Raw genomic sequence first — 20784 nt, 5'->3', positions numbered from 1 at the left:
CGCATTTCCGCTACAATTGACAACCATTCAAATGGTTAAGAGGCGTGAATGAGTCAGGCGAAAACCGGCATCCTGCTTGCCAATCTGGGCACCCCAGAAGCACCTACGCCAGAAGCGGTAAAACGCTATCTGCGACAATTTTTAAGCGACACGCGCGTTGTGGATACCCCAAGACTGCTGTGGTGGCCATTACTGCGTGGCGTGATTCTGCCCATTCGTTCACCGCGCGTCGCCAAACTCTATCAGTCTGTCTGGATGGAAGAGGGCTCGCCGCTGATGGTCTACAGCCGTCGTCAGGAGAAAGCGCTGGCTGCCCGCCTGCCGGATATGCCTGTCGCGCTCGGCATGAGCTATGGCAAACCGTCTCTGGAAAGTGCGGTCGACGCGCTGCTGGCGCAGGGGGTTGAGCACATTGTGGTGCTGGCACTCTACCCGCAGTACTCCTGCTCGACAGTCGCTGCGGTGTGGGACGAACTGGCCCGCATTCTGGCGACCCGCCGCCGCATTCCGGGCGTGACCTTTATACGCGACTACGCCGATAACGAACTCTATATCAAAGCGCTTGCCAGCAGTGCCCGCGCGTCGTTTGAAAAACACGGCGAGCCGGATCTGCTGCTGTTGTCCTATCACGGCATTCCGCAGCGTTTCGCTAACGAAGGGGATGATTATCCGCAGCGCTGTCGCGATACCACGCGTGAGCTGGTGTCCGCGCTCGGCCTGCCGCCGGAGAAGGTGATGATGACTTTCCAGTCGCGCTTTGGTCGCGAGCCGTGGTTGACACCGTATACGGACGAAACCCTCAAAATGCTCGGCGAGAAAGGCGTGAAGCATATTCAGGTAATGTCCCCGGGCTTTTCGGCCGATTGCCTGGAAACGCTGGAGGAGATCGCGGTGCAAAACCGGGAGTTTTTCCTTGAGGCTGGCGGTGAGAAGTACGAGTACATTCCGGCACTTAACGACGCTCCGGAACATATCGACATGATGGTCTCGCTGGTGACCAACAGCCGCTGATCGCACTCTGGGCCGGGTTTGTGCTACCATTCCCGGCCCATATTCTATGCACAGTTCAGACCATGAAATTTCCCGGTAAACGCAAATCCAAACACTACTTCCCTGTTGATGCCCGCGATCCGCTCCTGCAGCAAATCCAGCCAGAAAATGAAACCAGCGCGGCATGGGTCGTCGGTATCGATCAGACGCTGGTGGACATTGAAGCGAAAGTGGATGATGCGTTTGTCGCCCGTTACGGTCTGAGCGCCGGCCACTCGCTGGTAATTGAAGACGACGTTGCTGAGGCGCTCTATCAGGAGCTGGTGCGTGACAACCTGATCACCCATCAGTTTGCCGGTGGCACCATCGGCAATACCATGCACAACTACTCCGTTCTGGCAGACGACCGCTCAGTGCTGCTCGGCGTGATGTGCAGCAACATCGAAATTGGTGGCTACGCCTACCGTTACCTGTGCAACACCTCCAGCCGTACCGATCTTAACTATCTGCAGGGTGTCGACGGTCCCATTGGCCGCTGCTTTACGCTGATCGGTGAATCCGGCGAGCGTACCTTTGCCATCAGCCCTGGCCACATGAACAAGCTGCGTGCCGAGAGTATTCCCGAAGAGGTGATTGCGGGCGCGTCGGCGCTGGTGCTCACCTCCTACCTGGTGCGCTGCAAGCCGGGCGAGCCGATGCCGGAAGCCACCATGAAGGCGATTGAGTACGCGAAAAAGTACGATGTGCCGGTGGTCCTGACGCTGGGAACGAAATTTGTGATTGCCGACAACCCGGAGTGGTGGCAGGCCTTCCTGAAAGAGCATGTCTCGATTCTGGCGATGAACGAAGAAGAGGCTGAGGCCCTCACCGGCGAGAGCGATCCGCTGCTGGCCTCCGATAAAGCGCTGGACTGGGTGGATCTGGTGCTCTGCACCGCCGGACCGGTAGGGCTGTATATGGCAGGCTTCACGGAAGAAGAGAGCAAACGCAAAACCCAGCATCCGCTGCTGCCTGGCGCCATCGCCGAGTTCAACCAGTATGAGTTCAGCCGTGGCATGCGTTATAAAGACTGTGTTAATCCGCTGCGGATCTACTCGCACATCGCCCCGTACATGGGCGGCCCGGAGAAGATCATGAACACCAACGGTGCGGGCGACGGTGCGCTGGCGGCGCTGCTGCATGACATCACCGCCAATGCCTACCACAAAACCAACGTGCCGAATTCCAGCAAACATAAGTTCAGCTGGCTCACCTATTCGTCGCTGGCGCAGGTGTGTAAATACGCGAACCGCGTCAGTTATCAGGTGCTGAACCAGCACTCCCCGCGCTTAACACGTGGCCTGCCGGAAAGGGAAGACAGCCTCGAAGAGGCGTACTGGGACAGGTAAAAGCAAAACGGCAACGTATGTTGCCGTTTTTAGTGTTTATTCCCTCTCCCGGTGGGAGAGGGCCAGGGTGAGGGCATCAGGCCGCATGAGGGCATCAGGCCGCACGAAAATTACCTCGTCACAGCCTCTTCAACCGGCGGCTTCGCCAGCAGCGCCAGCATCGTATTCGCAATTTCGCGCTCACCCATCACCACCTGATTCGCACCCCGTTCGGTGATGTAATCCACCTCGTCGTCGTAATGGGCGCGGGCAATGATCTCAATCGTTGGGCATTTCTCACGTGCAGTGGCCACAATCTCACCCGCTTCGTAGCCGTTTGGAATGGTCAGCAGCAGCCAGCGGGCGCAGTCCAGATGCGCCAGGTTCATAATTTCTTCGTTCGCCGCATTGCCCAGCACCGCGCGGATACCGCGCTCGCGCAACTCATCGACGCGGGTACGCGAGGTTTCAATCACCACCAGCGGGATCCCCTGCGCCATCAGCTTCTCGCCGAGCAGGCTTCCCACGCGGCCAAAGCCGACCAGCAGGGCGTGGTTGCAAATATCCACCGGGATCTGCTTCTCTTCTTCAATGGCCTCTTCGAGCGTCTGCTCTTCAAGGGTTTCCGTTTTATCGAGATATTTTTCCAGCAGGGCGAACAGCACGGGGTTCAGCATAATCGAGAGGATCGCTCCCGCCAGCACCAGGTTCTGCCCGGCCTGCGGCAGCAGGTTCAGCGCCATCCCCAGACCCGCCAGAATAAAGGCGAACTCACCAATCTGTGCCAGGCTTGCGGCGATGGTAAGAGCGGTACGCGGCGAGTGGCCGAACATTCGCACCAGGAAAAAGGCGGCGACCGACTTACCAAAGATGATAATCGCCAGCGTTCCCAGTACGGCCAGCGGCTGCTGAACCAGAATCATCGGATCAAACAGCATCCCGACGGAGACAAAGAACAGCACCGCGAAGGCATCACGCAGGGGGAGGGTGTCATGTGCCGCTCGGTGGCTCAGTTCGGATTCGTTCAGCACCATCCCGGCGAAGAACGCGCCAAGGGCAAAGGAGACGTCAAAGAGCTCCACCGCACCAAAGGCAATCCCCAGCGCCAGCGCAAGGACGGAAAGGGTGAACAGTTCACGCGAGCCGGTGGCCGCGCTGCGCGACATGATCCACGGCACCAGACGGCGGCCTACCAGCATCATGATGGCGATAAACGCCACCACTTTTCCGATGGTGATGCTCATATCCAGCGCCAGCGAGGCAAAGCCGAGGGTGTCTTTTTCCATCATTCCGGCGACGGCAGGCAGCAGGACCAGCGTCAGCACCATCACCAGATCTTCAACAATCAGCCAGCCGATTGCGATTTGTCCGCGCTGGCTGTCTATCAACTGCCTCTCTTCAAGCGCGCGCAGCAGCACCACGGTACTGGCGGTTGAGAGACACAGCCCAAATACGATGCCGGTCATTAACGACCAGCCCAGTACGGCCGAAAGCGCCATGCCCAGCAGCGTTGCCACCCCTATCTGGGCGATCGCTCCCGGTATGGCGATAGACTTTACCGCCATCAGGTCCTTCAGGGAAAAATGCAGCCCCACGCCAAACATCAGCAGAATCACGCCCAGTTCCGCCAGTTCAGGTGCCAGTTTGGTATCCGCAACGAAGCCAGGCGTAAACGGTCCCGCCAGTACCCCGGCTAACAGATAGCCCACAAGAGGGGAAATACGCAGTTTATTGGCAATCATGCCGAGAATAAAAGCGAGCACAAGTCCACCAACAATGGTGGTGATAAGCGGTGTGGCGTGGTGCATTCCGTCTCCTTTCGTTGTGGGTGTTCCATTTTGGTGAAAACCAAAAACCGAGTAATAGTTTATGACAATTTTTACCCTTGTGTTTATGAATAATTGTTGAAGTTTGAATAAAACGGCAATATGCCTCAGAAAAGGCAGGTTTTGATAAATTCAGAGAAGGGATGAACAGGAAAGCCTTATGCCATGAGGGCATCAGGCTGCCAAAGTTTCACTTTGGCAGCCATGAAATTACGCTTTATGGCGATTATCAGGCAGGAATATGGTCAACATCCCCAGAAGTGGCAGGAAAGCGCAGATTTTATAAACCAGGAAGATACTGGTGTGGTCGGCAACCATGCCTAACACGGCTGCACCAAGGCCGCCCATGCCGAAGGCGAAACCAAAGAAGAGCCCGGAAACCATACCAATACGCCCCGGTAACAACTCCTGCGCATACACCAGGATAGCCGAGAACGCCGAAGCCAGAATAAAACCAATAATCACCGTTAAAATGCCCGTCCATTCAAGGCTGGCGTAAGGCAAAATAAGGGTAAAGGGGGCAACGCCAAGGATAGAGCCCCAAATAACATATTTACGGCCAATTTTATCCCCGACTGGCCCGCCAATCACCGTCCCTGCTGCGACGGCAAACAGGAAAGCAAACAGGTGGAACTGCGCGTTTTGTACCGATAATCCGAATTTTTGCATCAGGTAAAAGGTGTAATAGCTGCTGATGCTCGCCATATAGAAATATTTCGAGAAAATCAGCACCAGCAGCACGGACACGGCCAGGATAACCTTATTGCGTGGAAGGGGATTGATAACCTTCACTTTTGGTTTGCCTTTGTTTACGCGGTGCTGTGCGGCATACCAGCGGCTGATCTGGGCGAGCACAACGATCGCCAGCAGGGCGGCCAGCACAAACCAGGCGACGTTACCCTTGCCGTAGGGGGCGATGATCACTGCCGCCAGCAGCGGGCCGAGGGAACTGCCAAAATTACCGCCCACCTGGAAGAGTGATTGCGCCAGCCCGTGGCGCCCGCCGGAGGCCATACGTGCCACGCGGGAGGACTCCGGATGGAAGACCGACGAGCCGGTTCCCACCAGTGCGGCGGCAAGCAGCACCGCTTCAAAACTGCCCGCCATAGCCAGCAGCACCAGCCCGCTCAGGGTGAAGCACATGCCAATCGGCAGCGACCACGGCATCGGATATTTATCCGTCCAGTAACCGACGATCGGTTGCAGTAGCGAAGAGGCCAGCTGGAAGGTCAGGGTGATCATCCCGATCTGCACGAAGGTTAATGAAAACTCGGATTGCAGCAGCGGGTAAATCGCCAGGATCAGCGACTGGATCATGTCGTTGAGCAGATGGGAGAGGCTAATAGCGCCTAAGACTTTAAATGAGGTGCGCGAGGGTGGCGGCGACGCCGGCGCGCCCGAAACGGGCTGGGTTGATTCACTGATTGCCATAAATACCACGTCGTTAGTGATGAAAAATGCAGGGGGTAATTATTATCCAACTAACATACCTGCCAGCGACATTTGAAGAAAGTCGCAATTATGAAAACTTATTTGTCTATTCTTGTTACTCACTGTAATTTTTGCGTTTGTCTATTGGTCAGGGAGAGAGAAGATGAAGTTAATGAAGCATGGCGTCGCGTTGGCGCTGCTCGCCGCCTGGGGTCTGGCAAGCCTGCCCGCACAGGCGTATGAAAAAGACAAAACGTATAAAATTACGATCCTGCATACCAACGATCACCACGGCCATTTCTGGCGCAGCGAGTACGGCGAATATGGTCTCTCCGCGCAAAAAACGCTGGTGGATGGCATTCGTAAAGAGGTTGCCGCCGAAGGGGGCAGCGTGCTGCTGTTATCGGGGGGCGATATCAATACCGGCGTGCCGGAGTCCGATTTACAGGATGCTGAGCCTGATTTTCGCGGTATGAATTTAATCGGTTACGATGCAATGGCCGTCGGAAACCATGAGTTTGATAACCCGCTGAGCGTGCTGCGCCAGCAGGAAAAATGGTCCAAATTCCCATTCCTCTCCGCCAATATCTATCAGAAAAGCACCGGTGAACGCCTGTTTAAACCGTGGGCGCTGTTTAAGCGTCAGGATCTGAAAATCGCGGTGATTGGCCTCACCACGGACGATACGGCAAAAATTGGCAACCCTGAGTTCTTTACCGATATCGAATTCCGTAAACCGGCAGACGAAGCGAAGCTGGTGATTCAGGAGTTGCAGCAAAACGAAAAACCGGACGTGATCATCGCCACCACCCATATGGGACATTACGACAACGGCGAGCATGGTTCTAACGCACCGGGCGACGTTGAAATGGCGCGCAGCCTCCCTGCGGGCTCGCTGGCAATGATTGTGGGTGGTCACTCACAAGATCCGGTGTGCATGGCCTCGGAGAATAAAAAGCAGGTGGATTATGTTCCGGGCACGCCGTGCGCACCAGACCGTCAGAACGGGATCTGGATTGTGCAGGCGCACGAGTGGGGTAAATACGTTGGCCGTGCCGACTTTGAGTTCCGTAACGGCGAGATGAAACTGGTGCATTATCAGCTCATCCCGGTCAACCTGAAGAAAAAAGTGACCTATCCGGACGGGAAAAGTGAGCGCGTACTCTACACCCCGGAAATCCCCGAGAACCCACAGATGCTCTCTCTCTTAACCCCGTTCCAGAATAAAGGCAAAGCGCAGCTGGAGGTGAAAATCGGTACGCTGAACGGGCGTCTGGAAGGGGACCGCAGCAAAGTCCGTTTCGTACAGACCAATATGGGGCACCTGGTGCTGGCGGCACAAATCGCGCGCACCGGCGCTGATTTTGGTGTGATGAGCGGCGGCGGGATCCGTGATTCCATCGAAGGCGGGAATATCACCTATAAAGATGTGCTGAAGGTGCAGCCGTTTGGCAACGTGGTGGTTTATGCCGATATGAGCGGGAAAGAGGTGATTGAGTACCTTACCGCCGTGGCGCAGATGAAGCCGGACTCCGGCGCCTATCCGCAGTTCGCTAACGTCAGCTTTGTGGCCAAAGACGGCAAGCTCAACGATCTCAAAATCAAGGGTGAGCCGGTTGATCCCGCGAAAACCTACCGTCTGGCAACCTTAAGCTTTAACGCCACCGGCGGCGACGGTTATCCGCACATCGATAATAAACCGGGCTATGTGAATACCGGCTTTATTGATGCCGAGGTTCTGAAGCAGTTTATCGAGCAGAATTCACCGATCGACGTGAATGCGTATGAGCCGAAAGGCGAGGTGAGCTGGCAGTAACGTTGTGCGGCCTGATGCCCTCACCCCAACCCTCTCCCATCGGGAGAGGGCGCGAACACAAAAAACGGTAACGTCTGTTACCGTTTTGCTTTTACCTCGCAGCCGCCACCCGGCTTTTTCTTTTAATCCCTGCGCGCAATATCCGCAAACTTCGCATCCAGCATTTTGGCCAGATCGCCTGCGGCCAGTTCGATATCCAGCCCGCGCTTGCCGCCGGAAATATAGATGGTTTCAAATTCCTGAGAAGGGGCGTCAATCAGCGTTGGCAGGCGTTTTTTCTGCCCGAGCGGGCTGATCCCGCCCACCAGATAACCCGTGGTGCGTTGCGCAACCATTGGGTCTGCCATATCTACCTTTTTCGCTCCCAGCGCTTTGGCCACTTTCTTCAGATCCAGTTGCCCAGCCACGGGCGTGACCGCGACGGCGAGATGCTTCATATCGCCATTCACGGCCACCAGCAGCGTTTTATAGACCTGGTCGGCGTTCAGCCCCAGTTTGCGCACCACTTCATCACCAAAATTGGTTTCGTTCGGATCGTGATCGTAAGTGTGGATCCGGAAAGAAATTTTGTTTTTTTCGAGTAATTTAACGGCGGGAGTCATAGCTATCCTTCTTACGACAGACAATTCATGCTGACAGCATACGCCTGACGTTTGTCTAAAAAATAGCACCATCTTGCGCAATAGTATTGGCAGTGATGGTCACTTTGAGCGACAATCGGCTCAACCGAAGGTCTCCTTCGGCATAATAAAAACGATGAAATTCCTCTTTGACGGGCCAATAGAAATATTGGCCATTTTTTTATTTCAGCAGCGACGGCAAATTCCCTTCTCCGTACAAATGTAATGCCCCCACCGCAACCACGTAATGCCCGGCAGGTAACGCATGCAGCGTCTGCCGCCATGCCGCATTGCGTGCGTTCATCAGCACATCATAAAGCGATTCGCTGAACGTCGACGGCAGCGTTAATTTCCCCTCAGCAGGCGGGGCATCCAGCCACCAGCCAATCATGGTTTGCAGCAGACGGGCGTTGGTATGCCAGTGCGTCAGCGTATCATCAAGAAGAATGAGACCGTCATCAGGCAGCTGGCGAAGGAGGGCAATCTGGCTATCGGTACCTTCCAGCTCAATGATCGGCAGACGGCGTGCCCGGGCCGCATTCAGCAGCTGGTAATCAATACCGTAATCACCGCGCAGACCCAGACGCTGCGCCTGCGTCGCCTGTAATATCATGGCAATCTGCCAGAGCGGCAGGGTGTCCAGCATCGAGAGCGAAACGCCGGTTTCATCCGCCACGCGCGTCAGTTCGGCGAGCTGAGCCTCGTCCAGACGGTCGGCCAGGGTCAAATCGCTCTCCAGCCCGGCAAAGGGAGACTCGTGGCCTGAAATATCCGCCTCAACCACCAGCGCATCGGCCTGCTTCAGGAGGGATAACAGACCAGAGGGCAGCGGAGACATATCCTGCGTGCCCATATGTATGCTGCCCACCAGGTGCAGATGCTGACCGCCGGGGAGCGAAATATCCATTCCGGGCCAGGTATAACGGCGGGGGAAGAGGGCGCGAAACGATGTTTTTATACGGCGAAACAGACTCATACGCGCTCCATAAACGGAAAGGTTCATGCTAACGCGTGGGGAAGGGCGGCGCAACAGGTGAACGTCGGCACGTTTCGTAAGCCTGATAAGCGCAGCGCCATCAGGTAAAAAAGCCGGGTGGCGCTGCGCTTCCCCGGCCTACAACGTATTACGCTTTCGGTTTAAAGCGCAGCAGCCGGTTGGCGTTGCTCACCACGGTAATGGAGGAGAGCGCCATCGCTGCACCTGCGACCACCGGGTTAAGCAGCGTACCGGTCAGGGGCCACAGAATGCCGGCAGCAATAGGGATACCGAGCGAGTTATAGATAAACGCACCCAGCAGGTTCTGCTTCATGTTGCGCAACGTGGCTTTCGAAATCGCCAGCGCATCGGCAACACCCATCAGGCTGTGTCGCATCAGTGTGATAGCTGCCGTCTCAATGGCAACGTCGCTCCCGCTTCCCATGGCAATCCCCACCTCTGCCTGTGCCAGCGCCGGCGCATCGTTAATACCGTCGCCAACCATCGCGACCTGGCGCCCCTGTTGTTGCAGCGTTTTAATGGCGTCCGCTTTGCCGTCCGGCAGGACACCGGCAATGACTTCATCGATCCCCGCCTCTCTGGCGATGGCGTTGGCCGTGGTTGGGTTATCCCCGGTTAACATCACCAGGCGGTAGCCCGCGCGGTGCAGTCGTTGTAAGGCATCCACACTGTCCTGACGTAACGGATCGCGCACGGCCAGCAGGGCCGCAATATGACCGTCCACAGCAAGCAGGACAGGGGTTGCGCCCTGTGATGCCTGGGCATTCAGTTCACTTTCCAGCGCTGAAGTTGCTATGCCGTTTTCATTCATCAGGGCCTGGTTACCCAGCAGCAGTGTGTGTCCTTCGGCCTCACCGCTGACGCCTAATCCGCGCAGGGTGCGGAAGTTGTTCACCTGCGGCAGGCTGGCCTCACCGGCTTTCTCAATGATGGCTCGCGCCAGCGGGTGGCTGGAGCCTTGTTCCAGGGCCGCGGCGAGACGCAGCGCGTCAGCCTCCGCGAAGCCTGAGGTATGCACGGATACAACCTGCGGTTTACCTTCGGTCAGGGTACCGGTTTTATCAAAGACCAGCGTGTCGAGAGTGCTGGCGCGTTGCAGGGCATCTGCATCACGTACCAGCACGCCAAATTCGGCGGCGCGTCCCACGCCGGAGATAATCGACATCGGCGTCGCAAGGCCGAGCGCGCAAGGACAGGCGATAATCAGTACCGTGGTGGCGATCACCAGGGTATAGATAATTTGCGGCGCCGGGCCGAAGAAATACCAGATAGCCGCGCTCAGCAGCGCGATGCCCACTACTACCGGCACAAAAATGGCGGAGATTTTATCGGCCAGTTGACCTATTTCAGGCTTACTGCTCTGTGCCTGGCGCACCATGCGGATAATACGGGACAGCGTGGTGTGGCTTCCCACCGCACTGGCGGTGAACAGCACGCTACCGTCCTGCACCACCGTACCGGCATGCACATTATCACCCTGTGATTTCTGCTGCGGAATGGGTTCCCCGGTGAGCATCGCTTCGTCAAACCAGGCTTCGCCCTGCGTAATGTCTCCGTCCACGGGAACACGGTCACCGGTGGTCAGACGCAGCGTCATACCGGGCTGAACCTCGGCCAGCGGAACGCTTTTTTCTCCGTCGTCAGTGACCACGCGGGCGGTCGGGGGGGTTAAATCCAGCAGCCGCTCCAGCGCCTTTGAGGAGCGCTGACGGGCACGGGCTTCCAGCATATGGCCCAGGTTAATCAGGCCGATGATCATCGCGCTCGCTTCATAATAGAGATGGCGGGCTTCCATCGGGAACCACTGTGGCCAGACGTTCACGCTCATGGAGTAGAGCCATGCCGCACCCGTGCCGAGGGCCACCAGCGTATCCATGGTTGCGGTGCGGTTTTTCAGGCTCTTCCAGGCGCTGGAGTAGAAATGTCCGCCTGCAAATACCATTACACCAAGCGTAATAATACCAATGACCAGCCACAGCGTGCGGTTATCGTCGGTGACCATCATGTTGTCACCGATCATGCCCCACACCATCACCGGGATCCCGACCAGCAGCGCAACAATGGCCTGCCAGCGGAAGCGTTTCATGGTGGCGATAGCCGTTTCCTGCTGGCGTTCGCGGCGTTTGGCATCATCTTCGATGGCCTCTGCGCCATAGCCCGCTTTTTCAACGGCCTGCACTAATTCTGCGGCGGAGGCGCTGCCCATAACCAGCGCAGTACGCTCCGCAAGATTGACCCGTGCCTGCGCGACTCCGGGTACCGCCTGCAAGGCATTTTGCACCCGGGAGACGCAGCTGGCGCAGCTCATGCCGTTGATCAGCAGCTGTTGGCTGTCATCGATATCATCAGCTGCCGGAAGCTCAGGAGTGGCCGCTGTCAGTGCTTCCGACGGGGATGATGACTCTGCCAGCGGTTTAGCCTTTGGGTGGCTCAGCTCCGCCCCATAACCTGCCTGTTTGATGGTATCAATCAGCGCTTGCGCACTGGCGCTGCCGGTGACGGCGGCGTGATCGATAGTGACGTCAGCGCTTTCGACATCAGGACGCTGTTCCAGACTTTCTTTTACGCGTTTGACACAGTGGCCGCAGGAGAGGCCGTCCAGTGTCAGGTCAATTGTGTGAGACATAACAAAACTCCCGTATAATGAACTGGTCAGTTGTTGACCGGAGTAACGCTTTTCGCTAACTGTTATGAAGGTTAAACCTTCCATCAAGGGGAAGGTCAAGGGGGAAATGTGAATATCAGCGATGTTGCGAAAAAAACCGGATTGACCAGCAAAGCAATCCGCTTTTATGAAGAGAAGGGGCTGGTGACGCCGCCGCTGCGCAGCGAAAACGGCTACCGTAGCTACACGCAACTGCATCTGGACGAGCTGACCTTACTGCGTCAGGCGCGTCAGGTGGGTTTTAACCTTGAAGAGTGCGGTGAGCTGGTGAATCTGTTCAACGATCCAAAACGCCACAGCGCAGATGTAAAAAAACGGACGCTGGAAAAAGTGGCGGAGATTGAACGGCACATTACGGAACTGGAAGCGATGCGCAAGCAGCTGCTGGCGCTGGCGGAATCCTGTCCGGGAGATGACAGCGCCGACTGCCCGATTATCGATAATCTTGCCGGCTGCTGTCATCGTAAGGCGCAGGCTTAGCAGGCTTTCACCCGAAGCGTAATCCCTTCCACCGCGATGACCTCAACCCGCGTCCCGGCGCTGAGGTCATCGTCGGCCACCACCGGCCAGGAGCTATCGCCCACGCGCATATGTCCGCGGCCGTTCACCAGCGCTGTCTCAAGCGTAAAGTGCTGGCCGACGATCTGCTGTCCACGCTGATTGAGGTGGGTATCCAGCGGTTTTTGCTCGTTAACCTGACGGTTCAGCCAGCGCCACCACAGCCAGGCGGCCACCAGCGTCAGCACGGCAAACAGCGCGCCCTGCCACGCCCAGTCCAGGGGGAGCAGCCAGACCAGCAGCCCGGTAATCACCGCGGCCACACCGCTCCAGAGCAGATAACCGTTGCCACCAAGCATCTCTGCGGCCAGCAGTAAGCCACCCAGGCTTAGCCAGAAAGCATGAGGATGTGCGACGATCAGCTCAATCATTTTTTGCGCTCGTTTCCGCTGTCTTTGATAAGTTCAGCAATCCCGGCGATGGAGCCCATCAGACTGCTGGCATCCAGCGGCATCATCACCACTTTGCTGTTATTTGCCGAGCCGATCTCTTTCAGCGCATCGGTATATTTTTGCGCGACAAAGTAGTTCACGGCCTGGATGTCACCGGCGGCAATGGCCTCGGATACCATCTGGGTTGCGCGGGCTTCCGCTTCGGCAGAACGTTCACGCGCCTCTGCCTGCAAGAAGGCAGACTGGCGATCCCCTTCCGCTTTCAGAATTTGCGACTGTTTTTCCCCTTCGGCTTTCAGGATCTCCGCCTGACGCACCCCTTCGGCTTCCAGAATATAGGCGCGCTTGGTTCGTTCTGCCTTCATCTGGGCGTTCATCGAAGCGATAAGCTCCGCAGGTGGGCGAACGTCCCGGATTTCAATGCGGGTGACTTTAATGCCCCACGGGTTTGTCGCTTCATCAACAATGTGCAGCAGACGGGTGTTGATGCTGTCACGCTGAGAGAGCATTTCGTCCAGCTCCATAGAGCCGAGTACCGTACGGATGTTGGTCATCGTCAGATTAACAATCGCTAGCTCCAGGTTGCTCACCTCATAGGCGGCTTTGGGCGCATCAATTACCTGAATAAAACAGACGGCATCGATGGTGACGTTGGCGTTATCCTTCGAAATAACTTCCTGCGAGGGGATATCCAACACTTGTTCCATCATGTTGATCTTGCGACCAATTCTGTCCATGAAGGGAACAATCAGGCTCAAACCTGGCTGGAGTGTATTGGTGTAGCGGCCGAAGCGTTCAACGGTCCACTGATATCCCTGCGGGACAATTTTGACCCCGGCGCCCACAATAACCAGCGCAACGAATATAAGGACTGGAACAACGATAAGCATAAAAACCTCCTGTTTTGCATGCTGTTGATGAGTAAAAATGCATGTTTATTGTTCATCAGTATATCGGCTATCGGGCTGAAATTCGCCTCTGAAAATAGGCTGGGAAGGGACAAAGGATTATGCTACAGACGATTTTTACCAGAAGTGGTTAACGGAAGCGGAATGAACGATCAAAAAAACATATTACATCTCAGGGATGTCGGGTTTCGTGTTGGGGGGAATACGATCCTTCAGCACGTCGAATTTTGCCTTTCACCGGGCGAGTTTAAATTAATCACCGGGCCGTCAGGCTGCGGCAAAAGCACGTTGCTGAAAATTGTGGCTTCACTGCTAAGTCCTACGGAGGGAACCGTTCTGTTTGAGGGCCACGATATTGCGACCCTCTCCCCGGAACGCTATCGCCAGCAGGTCTCTTATTGTGTACAGACCCCTTCACTGTTCGGCGAAACGGTCTATGACAACCTGATCTTCCCGTGGCAGATTCGCCAGCAAACGCCGGAGCCGAATAAATTTATCGCTGACCTGGCCCGCTTTGGCCTGGCGCAGGAGACATTGACCAAATCCATTAATGAGCTCTCCGGGGGCGAAAAGCAGCGCGTTTCGCTGATTCGTAACCTGCAGTTTTTACCGAAGGTGCTGCTGCTGGACGAGATCACCAGCGCGCTGGATGAGGCCAACAAGCGCAACGTGAACGATATTATCCATCGCTACGCCAGTGAACAAAATATTGCCGTGCTGTGGGTGACGCACGACGCAAATGAAATTGCCCATGCGGATGATGTCATCACGCTGCAGCCGCAGGGTGGGAAATGGCAGGAGGCAAACCATGGGTGAGCATAATATCACCAACGCATCGCTGGCGTTTTCCATGGTGCTGGTACTGGTGGCGATTTTAGTGAGCTACCGGGAAAAGCTGGGGCTGGAGAAAGATATCCTCTGGAGCATCTGCCGCGCAGTGATTCAGCTCATCATCGTTGGCTATGTGCTGAAGTACATCTTTAACGTCAACCACGCGGTGCTGACGCTGCTGATGGTGCTGTTTATCTGCTTCAACGCAGCGTGGAATGCGCAGAAGCGCAGCAAATATATCGATAAGGCGTTTGTCTCGTCATTTATTGCCATTACGACCGGGACCGCGCTGACGCTGGCGGTGCTGGTGCTATCTGGCTCTATTGAGTTTACGCCGATGCAGGTGATCCCCATCTCCGGGATGATCGCCGGGAACGCCATGGTGGCGGTAGGGCTGTGCTACAACAACCTTGGCCAGCGCTTCAGCAGTGAGCAACAGAAGCTGCAGGAGAAGTTAAGCCTGGGGGCCACGCCAAAAGTGGCGTCGGCGCGGCTGATTCGTGAGAGTATCCGCGCGTCGCTGATCCCTACGGTGGATTCGGCGAAAACGGTCGGGCTGGTGAGTCTGCCGGGGATGATGTCAGGGCTGATCTTCGCTGGCATTGATCCGGTGAAAGCGATCAAATATCAGATCATGGTGACCTTTATGCTGCTCTCCACGGCGAGCCTGTCGACCATCATTGCCTGTTATCTGACGTATAGGAAGTTCTACAACGCGCGCCACCAGCTGGTGGTCACACAGCTAAAAAAAGCGGATTAAGCCTGTTTGTGTAGGCCCGGTAAGCGTGAGCGCCACCGGGCATTTTTTTTAGTAGAGCAGCGCGTACAGCTGACGACGGTACTTCGAGGCCAGCGCATCGCCGGTACCCAGCGCGGCCAGGATCTCCTGGAACATTTTCCGCGCCTGACCGTCTGCGGCAGCCAGATCGTTTTGCAGGTGGCTGAACAGCAGTTCCAGGGCCTCTTCATTTCGACCCACCTGGTGCAGCTGGAGTGCCAGCTGGCTTGCCAGCGCTGCGTCGGCCGGGTTATCGGCAACCTGCTGCTGGAGTTGCTGGATTTCCGGGGTATCCGCCGCCTGTTTCAGCAGATCAATTTGCGCTACCAGGCCCTGATAGCGGGTGTCCTGATCCTGCAACGGGATCGTTTTTAGCACGGCTTCGGCATCTTCTGAGCGGTGCAGGGCAATCTGCGTTTCAGCCAGCAGCAGGCCAATCTGGCTGTTCTGCTTAGAGAGCTGCCAGGCGTCTTTCAACAGCGGCAGGGCTTCGTCGTATTTACCTTCCTGCATCAGCGCCATGGCTTCCTGCGCTTTTAGCTCCTCCTCACGCGGCAGCACTTTATCCAGCAGGGCGCGGATCGCCTCTTCAGGCTGCGGTCCCTGGAAGCCATCAACAGGCTGTCCATTCTGGAAAAGATAGACCGTGGGGATGGCGCGCAGGCCAAACTGTGAGGCCACCATGGGTTCTGCATCACAGTCCAGTTTGGCGAGAATAAACTGGCCATTGTATTGTGCGGCAAGGCTTTCGAGGACCGGCGTCAGTTGCAGACAGTGTTGGCTGCGTTCAGACCAGAAGTAGAACAGTACCGGTTTAACCATCGACTGTTCGAGGACCTGTTGCAGGTTTGCTTCAGTAATATTGACGATATTCTGTACGGACATGCGGCATTCTCTTTTATCGGTTTGTTATTTACATGGGGGGTGAGCGTCGTCGCTTCAACTCAACCGTGTAAAATTTTGTCCATCATCCGGCCCGGCAGCAGACGTTTTAACCAGCCTACGGCATGGGTGACTAGCGTTACCGGATAGCGCATTTTTGGGTTATCGCTCTCAAAAGCATGGCGCACTTTCGCGACAACCGCTTCCGGCCCAAGGGTAAAACGTGCGGCGATGCCGGGGTTTTCGACCGGTTTGTCCGCCTGCGTCTGGTTGACGTTATCCGTAAAACGGGTGCGGATGGGGCCGGGTTCAATCAGGCTCACCTTAATCCCGCTGTGACGCAACTCCATGCGCAGGGCGTCCGACCATGCTTCCAGCGCATATTTGCTGGCGGCATACGCGCCGCGGCCGGGGGTAGAAATCAGCCCCATCACCGAGGAGGTCATCACGATACGCCCTTCACCGTGAGGCAGCATCGCCGGAAGCAGGCGCATGGTGAGCTGATGCACACCGAAAAAGTTGCTGGAAAACTGTTGTTCAAGCTGTTCGCGGGAGATCGTATTCAGCGGGCCATAGAGACCGTAACCGGCATTATTGAACAGACCGTACAGACGGTTGCCGGTAAGGGCGATCACCTCATCGGCGGCGCGTTCAACGCTTTCCGGTGAGTCCAGATCCAGCAACACGCTGGTGAACCCCATCCCGTTGAGGCGTTCCACATCGTCAGGTTTACGGCAGGCCGCCAGCACCTGAAATCCCTGACGCTTTAATTCGAGCGCGCTTTCAAGACCAATTCCGCTGGAACATCCTGTAATTAAGACCGATTTTTGCATAACTTTACCTGTCAGGATCTCCGCTTAATCAGGAGTCATGGTTAACTAAAGGAGCCAGCCGCGTTGCCATCCAGTCGGCAATAAACGGCTGTGCATCGCGATTGGGGTGGATCCCGTCATCCTGCATCCAGTTGGGTTTGAGATAGACCTCTTCCATGAAAAATGGCAGCAGCGGAATATCAAACTCGTTGGCAAGCTTAGGGTAGATCGCGCTAAAGGCTTCATTATACCGACGACCGTAGTTGGCGGGCAGGCGAATTTGCATCAGCAGCGGCTGGGCGTTCGCCGCTTTAATGTCCTTCAGGATGGTGCGCAGGGTTTGTTCCGTTTGCTGAGGCTGGAAGCCACGCAATCCGTCGTTACCGCCCAGCTCCACCAGTACCCATCGCGGTTGATGCTGTTTGAGCAAGGCTGGCAGACGCGACAAGCCCTGCTGCGAGGTATCACCGCTGATGCTGGCGTTGATAACAGACGTTTTGCTCTGCCATTTTTCGTTGAGCAGAGCCGGCCAGGCCGCACTGGCCGCCATACGATAGCCTGCGCTGAGGCTGTCGCCGAGAACCAGTAACGTGTCCGCTGCCGCCGCGCGGAAAGTCATCAGAATCAAAAACAGGAAGGGCAAATGCCAGCGGAAAACATTGTTGAAGTTCATCGTCTTAAGAAGTCCGTCGGTCAGGGGGAACACGAGCTTTCCATCCTCACCGGAGTTGAACTCGTTGTCAAACCTGCCGAAACCATTGCGCTGATTGGCGAATCCGGTTCCGGTAAGTCCACGCTGCTGGCTATTCTGGCCGGACTGGACGACGGCAGCAGCGGCGAGGTTAACCTGGTCGGACAGCCGCTGCATCAGCTTGATGAAGAGGCGCGTGCCGCGCTACGTGCCCGTCACATCGGTTTTGTGTTTCAGTCCTTCATGCTGATCCCCACCCTGAACGCGCTGGAAAATGTTGAGTTGCCCGCGCTGCTGCGCGGAGAAAGCAGCCGTGAAAGCCGCGATCATGCGAAGGCATTGCTGGAACAGCTGGGGCTGGGGAAACGCCTTGACCATCTTCCGGCGCAGCTTTCCGGTGGAGAGCAGCAACGCGTGGCGCTGGCCCGCGCATTTAATGGTCGCCCGGAGGTGCTGTTTGCCGATGAACCCACCGGGAACCTGGACCGTAAAACCGGCGATAAGATTGCCGATCTGCTGTTCTCGCTCAACCGGGAACATGGCACCACGCTGATTCTGGTCACGCACGATCCGCAGTTGGCCGCCCGCTGCGATCGCCGCCTGCGGCTGGTCAACGGTGAATTGCAGGAGGAAGCATGATTGCCCGCTGGTTCTGGCGCGAGTGGCGCTCGCCTTCGCTGCTGATCGTCTGGCTGGCGTTAAGCCTGGCGGTGGCCTGCGTGCTGGCGCTGGGCAGCGTCAGCGATCGCATGGAGAAAGGGCTTAGCCAGCAAAGCCGCGAATTTATGGCGGGCGACAGGGCGCTGCAAAGCTCGCGTGCCGTCCCGCCGGGCTGGATCGACGAAGCGCGCAAGCGGGGGCTCAAGGTCGGGGAGCAGATAAGCTTCCAGACCATGACCTTCGCCGGTGACACGCCGCAGCTGGCCAGCGTCAAAGCCGTGGATAATATCTACCCGATGTACGGTGAACTGCAGACCAGCCCGCCAGGCGTCAAGCCGAAACCCGGTACGGTGCTGCTGGCGCCGCGACTGATGGCGCTGCTGAACCTGAAAACAGGTGACAGCATTGACGTGGGGGACGCGACGCTGACCATTGCCGGGGAGGTGGTTCAGGAACCCGATTCCGGCTTCAACCCGTTCCAGCTCGCCCCACGCTTGCTGATGAACACCGCAGACGTGGCGAAAACCAACGCCGTCCAGCCGGGGAGCCGCGTCACCTGGCGCTATAAGTTTGGCGGCACGCCTGCGCAGCTGGAGGCGTATGAAAAATGGCTTCTGCCGCAGTTAAAACCGGAGCACCGCTGGTACGGGCTTGAGCAGGATGAGGGCGCGCTCGGCAAGTCTCTTGAACGCTCTCAGCAGTTCCTGCTGCTCTCGGCGCTGTTAACCCTGCTGCTGGCCGTCGCGGCGGTTGCCGTGGCGATGGGACACTACTGCCGCAGCCGTTACGATCTGGTGGCGATCCTCAAAACCCTTGGCGCGGGCAGGGCGCAATTGCGGAGGCTGATTGTTGGCCAGTGGCTGATGGTGCTGGCGCTGTCGGCCGTCACCGGTGGGGCGACAGGTCTGCTTTTTGAAAAGCTGCTGATGATGCTCCTGAAACCGGTACTGCCTGCCGCGTTGCCGCCAGCAAGCCTCTGGCCATGGCTGTGGGCGATTGGCGCGATGACCGTGATTTCATTGCTGGTGGGATTGCGCCCGTACCGGCTCCTGCTCGCCACCCAGCCGCTGCGCGTGCTGCGCCGCGATGTGGTGGCCAGCGTCTGGCCGCTTAAATACTACCTGCCGGTGATGATAGCCGTGGTGATCGGGCTCCTTGCCTGGCTGATGGGCGGGAGTACCCTGCTGTGGGCCGTGCTGGTCGGGGCGGTGGTTCTGGCGCTGCTGTGTGGCATGCTGGGCTGGATGTTGCTCACTGTTCTGAAAAGGATGACGATTAAATCCCTTCCCGTGCGGCTGGCGGTGAACCGTCTGCTGCATCAGCCGTGGTCAACGCTGAGCCAGCTTTCGGCGTTTTCGCTCTCGTTTATGCTGCTGGCGCTTTTGCTGGTGCTGCGCGGCGATCTGCTGGATCGCTGGCAACAGCAGCTTCCGCCGGAAAGCCCGAACTATTTTCTGATCAATATTGCTCCAGAACAGGTGACGCCACTGAAGGGTTTTCTGTCTGAGCATCACATTATTCCCGAGTCGTTCTATCCGATCGTGCGTGCGCGCCTGACGCAGATCAACGGTCAGTCGACGGAGGGGAATAAAGATGAGTCGCTCAACCGTGAGCTAAACCTTACCTGGCAGGAGAAGCGCCCGGATCACAACCCGATCACCGCCGGAAGCTGGCCGCCAAAGGCCGGGGAAGTGTCGATGGAAGAGGGACTGGCAAAGCGTCTGAATGTGAAGCTGGGAGATAGCGTGACCTTTACCGGCGACACGCAGGATTTCAGCGCCAGAGTGACCAGCCTGCGCAAAGTGGACTGGGAAAGCCTGCGGCCAAACTTCTTCTTTATCTTCCCTGTCGGGGCGCTGGATGGACAGCCGCAGAGCTGGCTCACCAGCTTCCGCTGGGAAAACGGCAACGGCATGTTGACGCAGCTTAACCGGGAATTCCCGACGGTCAGCCTGCTGGATATTGGCGCGATACTGAAACAGGTCGGTCAGGTGCTGGAGCAGGTCAGCCGCGCGCTGGAGGTGATGGTGGTACTGGTGACGATTTGCGGCGTGCTGTTGCTGCTGGCACAGGTGCAGGTTGGCATGCGTCAGCGTCATCAGGAGTTGGTGGTCTACCGTACGCTGGGAGCCGGCAAGCGTCTGCTGAGAGCTACGCTGTGGAGCGAGTTCGCCCTGCTGGGGCTGGTGGCAGGCCTGGTGGCCGCCATTGGCGCAGAGGCGGCGCTGGCAGTGCTGCAGTCGAAAGTCTTCGACTTCCCGTGGGAGCCAGACTGGCGCCTGTGGCTGACGCTGCCGGTGTGCGGTGCGCTTCTGCTTTCACTTTGCGGCGGCTGGCTTGGAACGCGGCTGTTAAAAGGCAAGGCATTGTTCCGCCAGTTTGTCAGTTAGTTCACAGACGTGATGGTTGCGTACCGGTTTAAATGCTGGTGTGCAGCCCGTTAACAGCACAAATCGATAATACCCACTCATTTGGTAGCACAAAACATTAAAAACCCGCCCACACAGCCCGATTATTTCCAGTTAATATTCACACGCTAAATATTTAGCAGCGTGTCTAT

Annotated in this window: 18 protein-coding genes; 8 read left to right on the top strand and 10 right to left on the bottom strand. The window is 56.9% G+C overall.

All coding sequences use genetic code 11. The annotated features are described in order from the left end of the window. Nucleotides 1-48: 48 nt before the first annotated feature. Nucleotides 49-1011 carry a ferrochelatase gene (gene hemH / locus AK59_RS0109370; protein ID WP_013095900.1) on the top strand — a complete coding sequence of 321 codons (963 nt, stop codon included), beginning with the start codon at nt 49-51 and terminating at the stop codon, nt 1009-1011. A 62-nt stretch (nt 1012-1073) separates the two neighbouring features. Then, nucleotides 1074-2378 (top strand): inosine/guanosine kinase, encoded by a 1305-nt coding sequence (locus AK59_RS0109365; protein ID WP_020685011.1) that lies wholly within the window; start codon nt 1074-1076, stop codon nt 2376-2378. A 110-nt stretch (nt 2379-2488) separates the two neighbouring features. On the opposite strand, the gene ybaL is transcribed toward AK59_RS0109365, so the two are convergent. After that, the gene (gene ybaL / locus AK59_RS0109360; RefSeq protein ID WP_029882633.1) at nt 2489-4165 is read right to left on the bottom strand and encodes a YbaL family putative K(+) efflux transporter; all 1677 of its coding nucleotides are present in this window, start codon (nt 4163-4165) and stop codon (nt 2489-2491) included. Between the two features lie 228 nt (nt 4166-4393). Next, the gene (locus AK59_RS0109355; RefSeq protein ID WP_013095903.1) at nt 4394-5614 is read right to left on the bottom strand and encodes an MFS transporter; all 1221 of its coding nucleotides are present in this window, start codon (nt 5612-5614) and stop codon (nt 4394-4396) included. A gap of 163 nt (nt 5615-5777) precedes the next feature. Here AK59_RS0109355 and ushA point away from each other — a divergent pair, with 163 nt between their 5' ends. Next, nucleotides 5778-7430 (top strand): bifunctional UDP-sugar hydrolase/5'-nucleotidase UshA, encoded by a 1653-nt coding sequence (gene ushA, locus AK59_RS0109350; RefSeq protein ID WP_029882632.1) that lies wholly within the window; start codon nt 5778-5780, stop codon nt 7428-7430. Nucleotides 7431-7552: 122 nt separating this feature from the next. Here the strand turns inward: ushA and ybaK are convergent, their stop codons facing one another. The 3 genes from ybaK to copA all read right to left on the bottom strand — a co-directional run bounded on the left by ybaK (nt 7553) and on the right by copA (nt 11673). After that, entirely contained in the window at nt 7553-8032 is a 480-nt protein-coding gene (gene ybaK, locus AK59_RS0109345; protein ID WP_010428207.1) for a Cys-tRNA(Pro)/Cys-tRNA(Cys) deacylase YbaK, read from the bottom strand. Nucleotides 8033-8231: 199 nt separating this feature from the next. Then, nucleotides 8232-9026, bottom strand: coding sequence for a TraB/GumN family protein (locus tag AK59_RS0109340; RefSeq protein WP_013095905.1), 795 nt, complete (start codon nt 9024-9026; stop codon nt 8232-8234). A 148-nt stretch (nt 9027-9174) separates the two neighbouring features. Beyond that, complete coding sequence (copA, locus tag AK59_RS0109335) at nt 9175-11673, bottom strand: copper-exporting P-type ATPase CopA (protein WP_029882631.1); 2499 nt, start codon at nt 11671-11673, stop codon at nt 9175-9177. Between the two features lie 108 nt (nt 11674-11781). Here copA and cueR point away from each other — a divergent pair, with 108 nt between their 5' ends. Further along, the gene (cueR, locus tag AK59_RS0109330; protein WP_013095907.1) at nt 11782-12192 is read left to right on the top strand and encodes a Cu(I)-responsive transcriptional regulator; all 411 of its coding nucleotides are present in this window, start codon (nt 11782-11784) and stop codon (nt 12190-12192) included. Here cueR and AK59_RS0109325 read toward each other — a convergent pair. Together AK59_RS0109325 and AK59_RS0109320 are read right to left on the bottom strand one after the other, a co-directional pair. Further along, on the bottom strand, nt 12189-12641 hold the full coding sequence (locus AK59_RS0109325) for an NfeD family protein (RefSeq protein ID WP_029882630.1): 453 nt from the start codon (nt 12639-12641) through the stop codon (nt 12189-12191). The genes cueR and AK59_RS0109325 overlap by 4 nt on opposite strands. After that, a complete protein-coding gene (locus tag AK59_RS0109320) occupies nt 12638-13552 on the bottom strand; it encodes an SPFH domain-containing protein (protein WP_008499312.1) in 915 nt (304 codons plus the stop codon). Before AK59_RS0109320 ends, AK59_RS0109325 begins: the two co-directional genes overlap by 4 nt. A 162-nt stretch (nt 13553-13714) precedes the next feature. Here AK59_RS0109320 and fetA point away from each other — a divergent pair, with 162 nt between their 5' ends. Both fetA and fetB read left to right on the top strand, forming a co-directional pair. Beyond that, nucleotides 13715-14386 carry an iron efflux ABC transporter ATP-binding subunit FetA gene (gene fetA, locus AK59_RS0109315; RefSeq protein WP_013095909.1) on the top strand — a complete coding sequence of 224 codons (672 nt, stop codon included), beginning with the start codon at nt 13715-13717 and terminating at the stop codon, nt 14384-14386. Beyond that, nucleotides 14379-15161, top strand: a complete 783-nt coding sequence (gene fetB, locus AK59_RS0109310; protein ID WP_020685020.1) for an iron efflux ABC transporter permease subunit FetB — start codon at nt 14379-14381, stop codon at nt 15159-15161. Before fetA ends, fetB begins: the two co-directional genes overlap by 8 nt. A 48-nt stretch (nt 15162-15209) precedes the next feature. On the opposite strand, the gene AK59_RS0109305 is transcribed toward fetB, so the two are convergent. From AK59_RS0109305 to tesA, 3 genes are read right to left on the bottom strand one after another with little or no spacing between them, the layout of a single operon-like run. Beyond that, nucleotides 15210-16064 carry a co-chaperone YbbN gene (locus AK59_RS0109305; RefSeq protein ID WP_013095911.1) on the bottom strand — a complete coding sequence of 285 codons (855 nt, stop codon included), beginning with the start codon at nt 16062-16064 and terminating at the stop codon, nt 15210-15212. A 59-nt stretch (nt 16065-16123) separates the two neighbouring features. After that, nucleotides 16124-16894, bottom strand: a complete 771-nt coding sequence (locus tag AK59_RS0109300; protein WP_013095912.1) for an SDR family oxidoreductase — start codon at nt 16892-16894, stop codon at nt 16124-16126. Nucleotides 16895-16922: 28 nt separating this feature from the next. Continuing rightward, nucleotides 16923-17546, bottom strand: a complete 624-nt coding sequence (gene tesA / locus AK59_RS0109295; RefSeq protein ID WP_013095913.1) for a multifunctional acyl-CoA thioesterase I/protease I/lysophospholipase L1 — start codon at nt 17544-17546, stop codon at nt 16923-16925. On the opposite strand from tesA, the gene ybbA reads away from it, so the two are divergent. Then, nucleotides 17517-18203 carry a putative ABC transporter ATP-binding protein YbbA gene (gene ybbA, locus AK59_RS0109290; protein ID WP_013095914.1) on the top strand — a complete coding sequence of 229 codons (687 nt, stop codon included), beginning with the start codon at nt 17517-17519 and terminating at the stop codon, nt 18201-18203. The genes tesA and ybbA overlap by 30 nt on opposite strands. After that, nucleotides 18200-20614: a putative ABC transporter permease subunit YbbP gene (gene ybbP, locus AK59_RS0109285; RefSeq protein ID WP_029882629.1), complete on the top strand. Its 2415-nt coding sequence runs from the start codon at nt 18200-18202 to the stop codon at nt 20612-20614. Before ybbA ends, ybbP begins: the two co-directional genes overlap by 4 nt. The last annotated feature ends 170 nt before the right edge of the window (nt 20615-20784 follow it).

Source organism: Enterobacter sp. T1-1 (assembly GCF_000710795.1).
Classification (GTDB): domain Bacteria; phylum Pseudomonadota; class Gammaproteobacteria; order Enterobacterales; family Enterobacteriaceae; genus Enterobacter; species Enterobacter cloacae.
Note: the sequence above shows the minus strand (reverse complement) of the source record. Positions and strands in the feature narration are given on the sequence as shown.

Bases quoted from the DNA above. Each gene is read 5' to 3' on its own strand.
- hemH (WP_013095900.1), top strand. From the start codon at position 49: ATGAGTCAGGCGAAAACCGGCATCCTGCTTGCCAATCTGGGCACCCCA.
- AK59_RS0109365 (WP_020685011.1), top strand. From the start codon at position 1,074: ATGAAATTTCCCGGTAAACGCAAATCCAAACACTACTTCCCTGTTGAT.
- ybaL (WP_029882633.1), bottom strand. From the start codon at position 4,165: ATGCACCACGCCACACCGCTTATCACCACCATTGTTGGTGGACTTGTG.
- AK59_RS0109355 (WP_013095903.1), bottom strand. From the start codon at position 5,614: ATGGCAATCAGTGAATCAACCCAGCCCGTTTCGGGCGCGCCGGCGTCG.
- ushA (WP_029882632.1), top strand. From the start codon at position 5,778: ATGAAGTTAATGAAGCATGGCGTCGCGTTGGCGCTGCTCGCCGCCTGG.
- ybaK (WP_010428207.1), bottom strand. From the start codon at position 8,032: ATGACTCCCGCCGTTAAATTACTCGAAAAAAACAAAATTTCTTTCCGG.
- AK59_RS0109340 (WP_013095905.1), bottom strand. From the start codon at position 9,026: ATGAGTCTGTTTCGCCGTATAAAAACATCGTTTCGCGCCCTCTTCCCC.
- copA (WP_029882631.1), bottom strand. From the start codon at position 11,673: ATGTCTCACACAATTGACCTGACACTGGACGGCCTCTCCTGCGGCCAC.
- AK59_RS0109325 (WP_029882630.1), bottom strand. From the start codon at position 12,641: ATGATTGAGCTGATCGTCGCACATCCTCATGCTTTCTGGCTAAGCCTG.
- AK59_RS0109320 (WP_008499312.1), bottom strand. From the start codon at position 13,552: ATGCTTATCGTTGTTCCAGTCCTTATATTCGTTGCGCTGGTTATTGTG.
- fetA (WP_013095909.1), top strand. From the start codon at position 13,715: ATGAACGATCAAAAAAACATATTACATCTCAGGGATGTCGGGTTTCGT.
- fetB (WP_020685020.1), top strand. From the start codon at position 14,379: ATGGGTGAGCATAATATCACCAACGCATCGCTGGCGTTTTCCATGGTG.
- AK59_RS0109305 (WP_013095911.1), bottom strand. From the start codon at position 16,064: ATGTCCGTACAGAATATCGTCAATATTACTGAAGCAAACCTGCAACAG.
- AK59_RS0109300 (WP_013095912.1), bottom strand. From the start codon at position 16,894: ATGCAAAAATCGGTCTTAATTACAGGATGTTCCAGCGGAATTGGTCTT.
- ybbA (WP_013095914.1), top strand. From the start codon at position 17,517: ATGCCAGCGGAAAACATTGTTGAAGTTCATCGTCTTAAGAAGTCCGTC.
- tesA (WP_013095913.1), bottom strand. From the start codon at position 17,546: ATGAACTTCAACAATGTTTTCCGCTGGCATTTGCCCTTCCTGTTTTTG.
- ybbP (WP_029882629.1), top strand. From the start codon at position 18,200: ATGATTGCCCGCTGGTTCTGGCGCGAGTGGCGCTCGCCTTCGCTGCTG.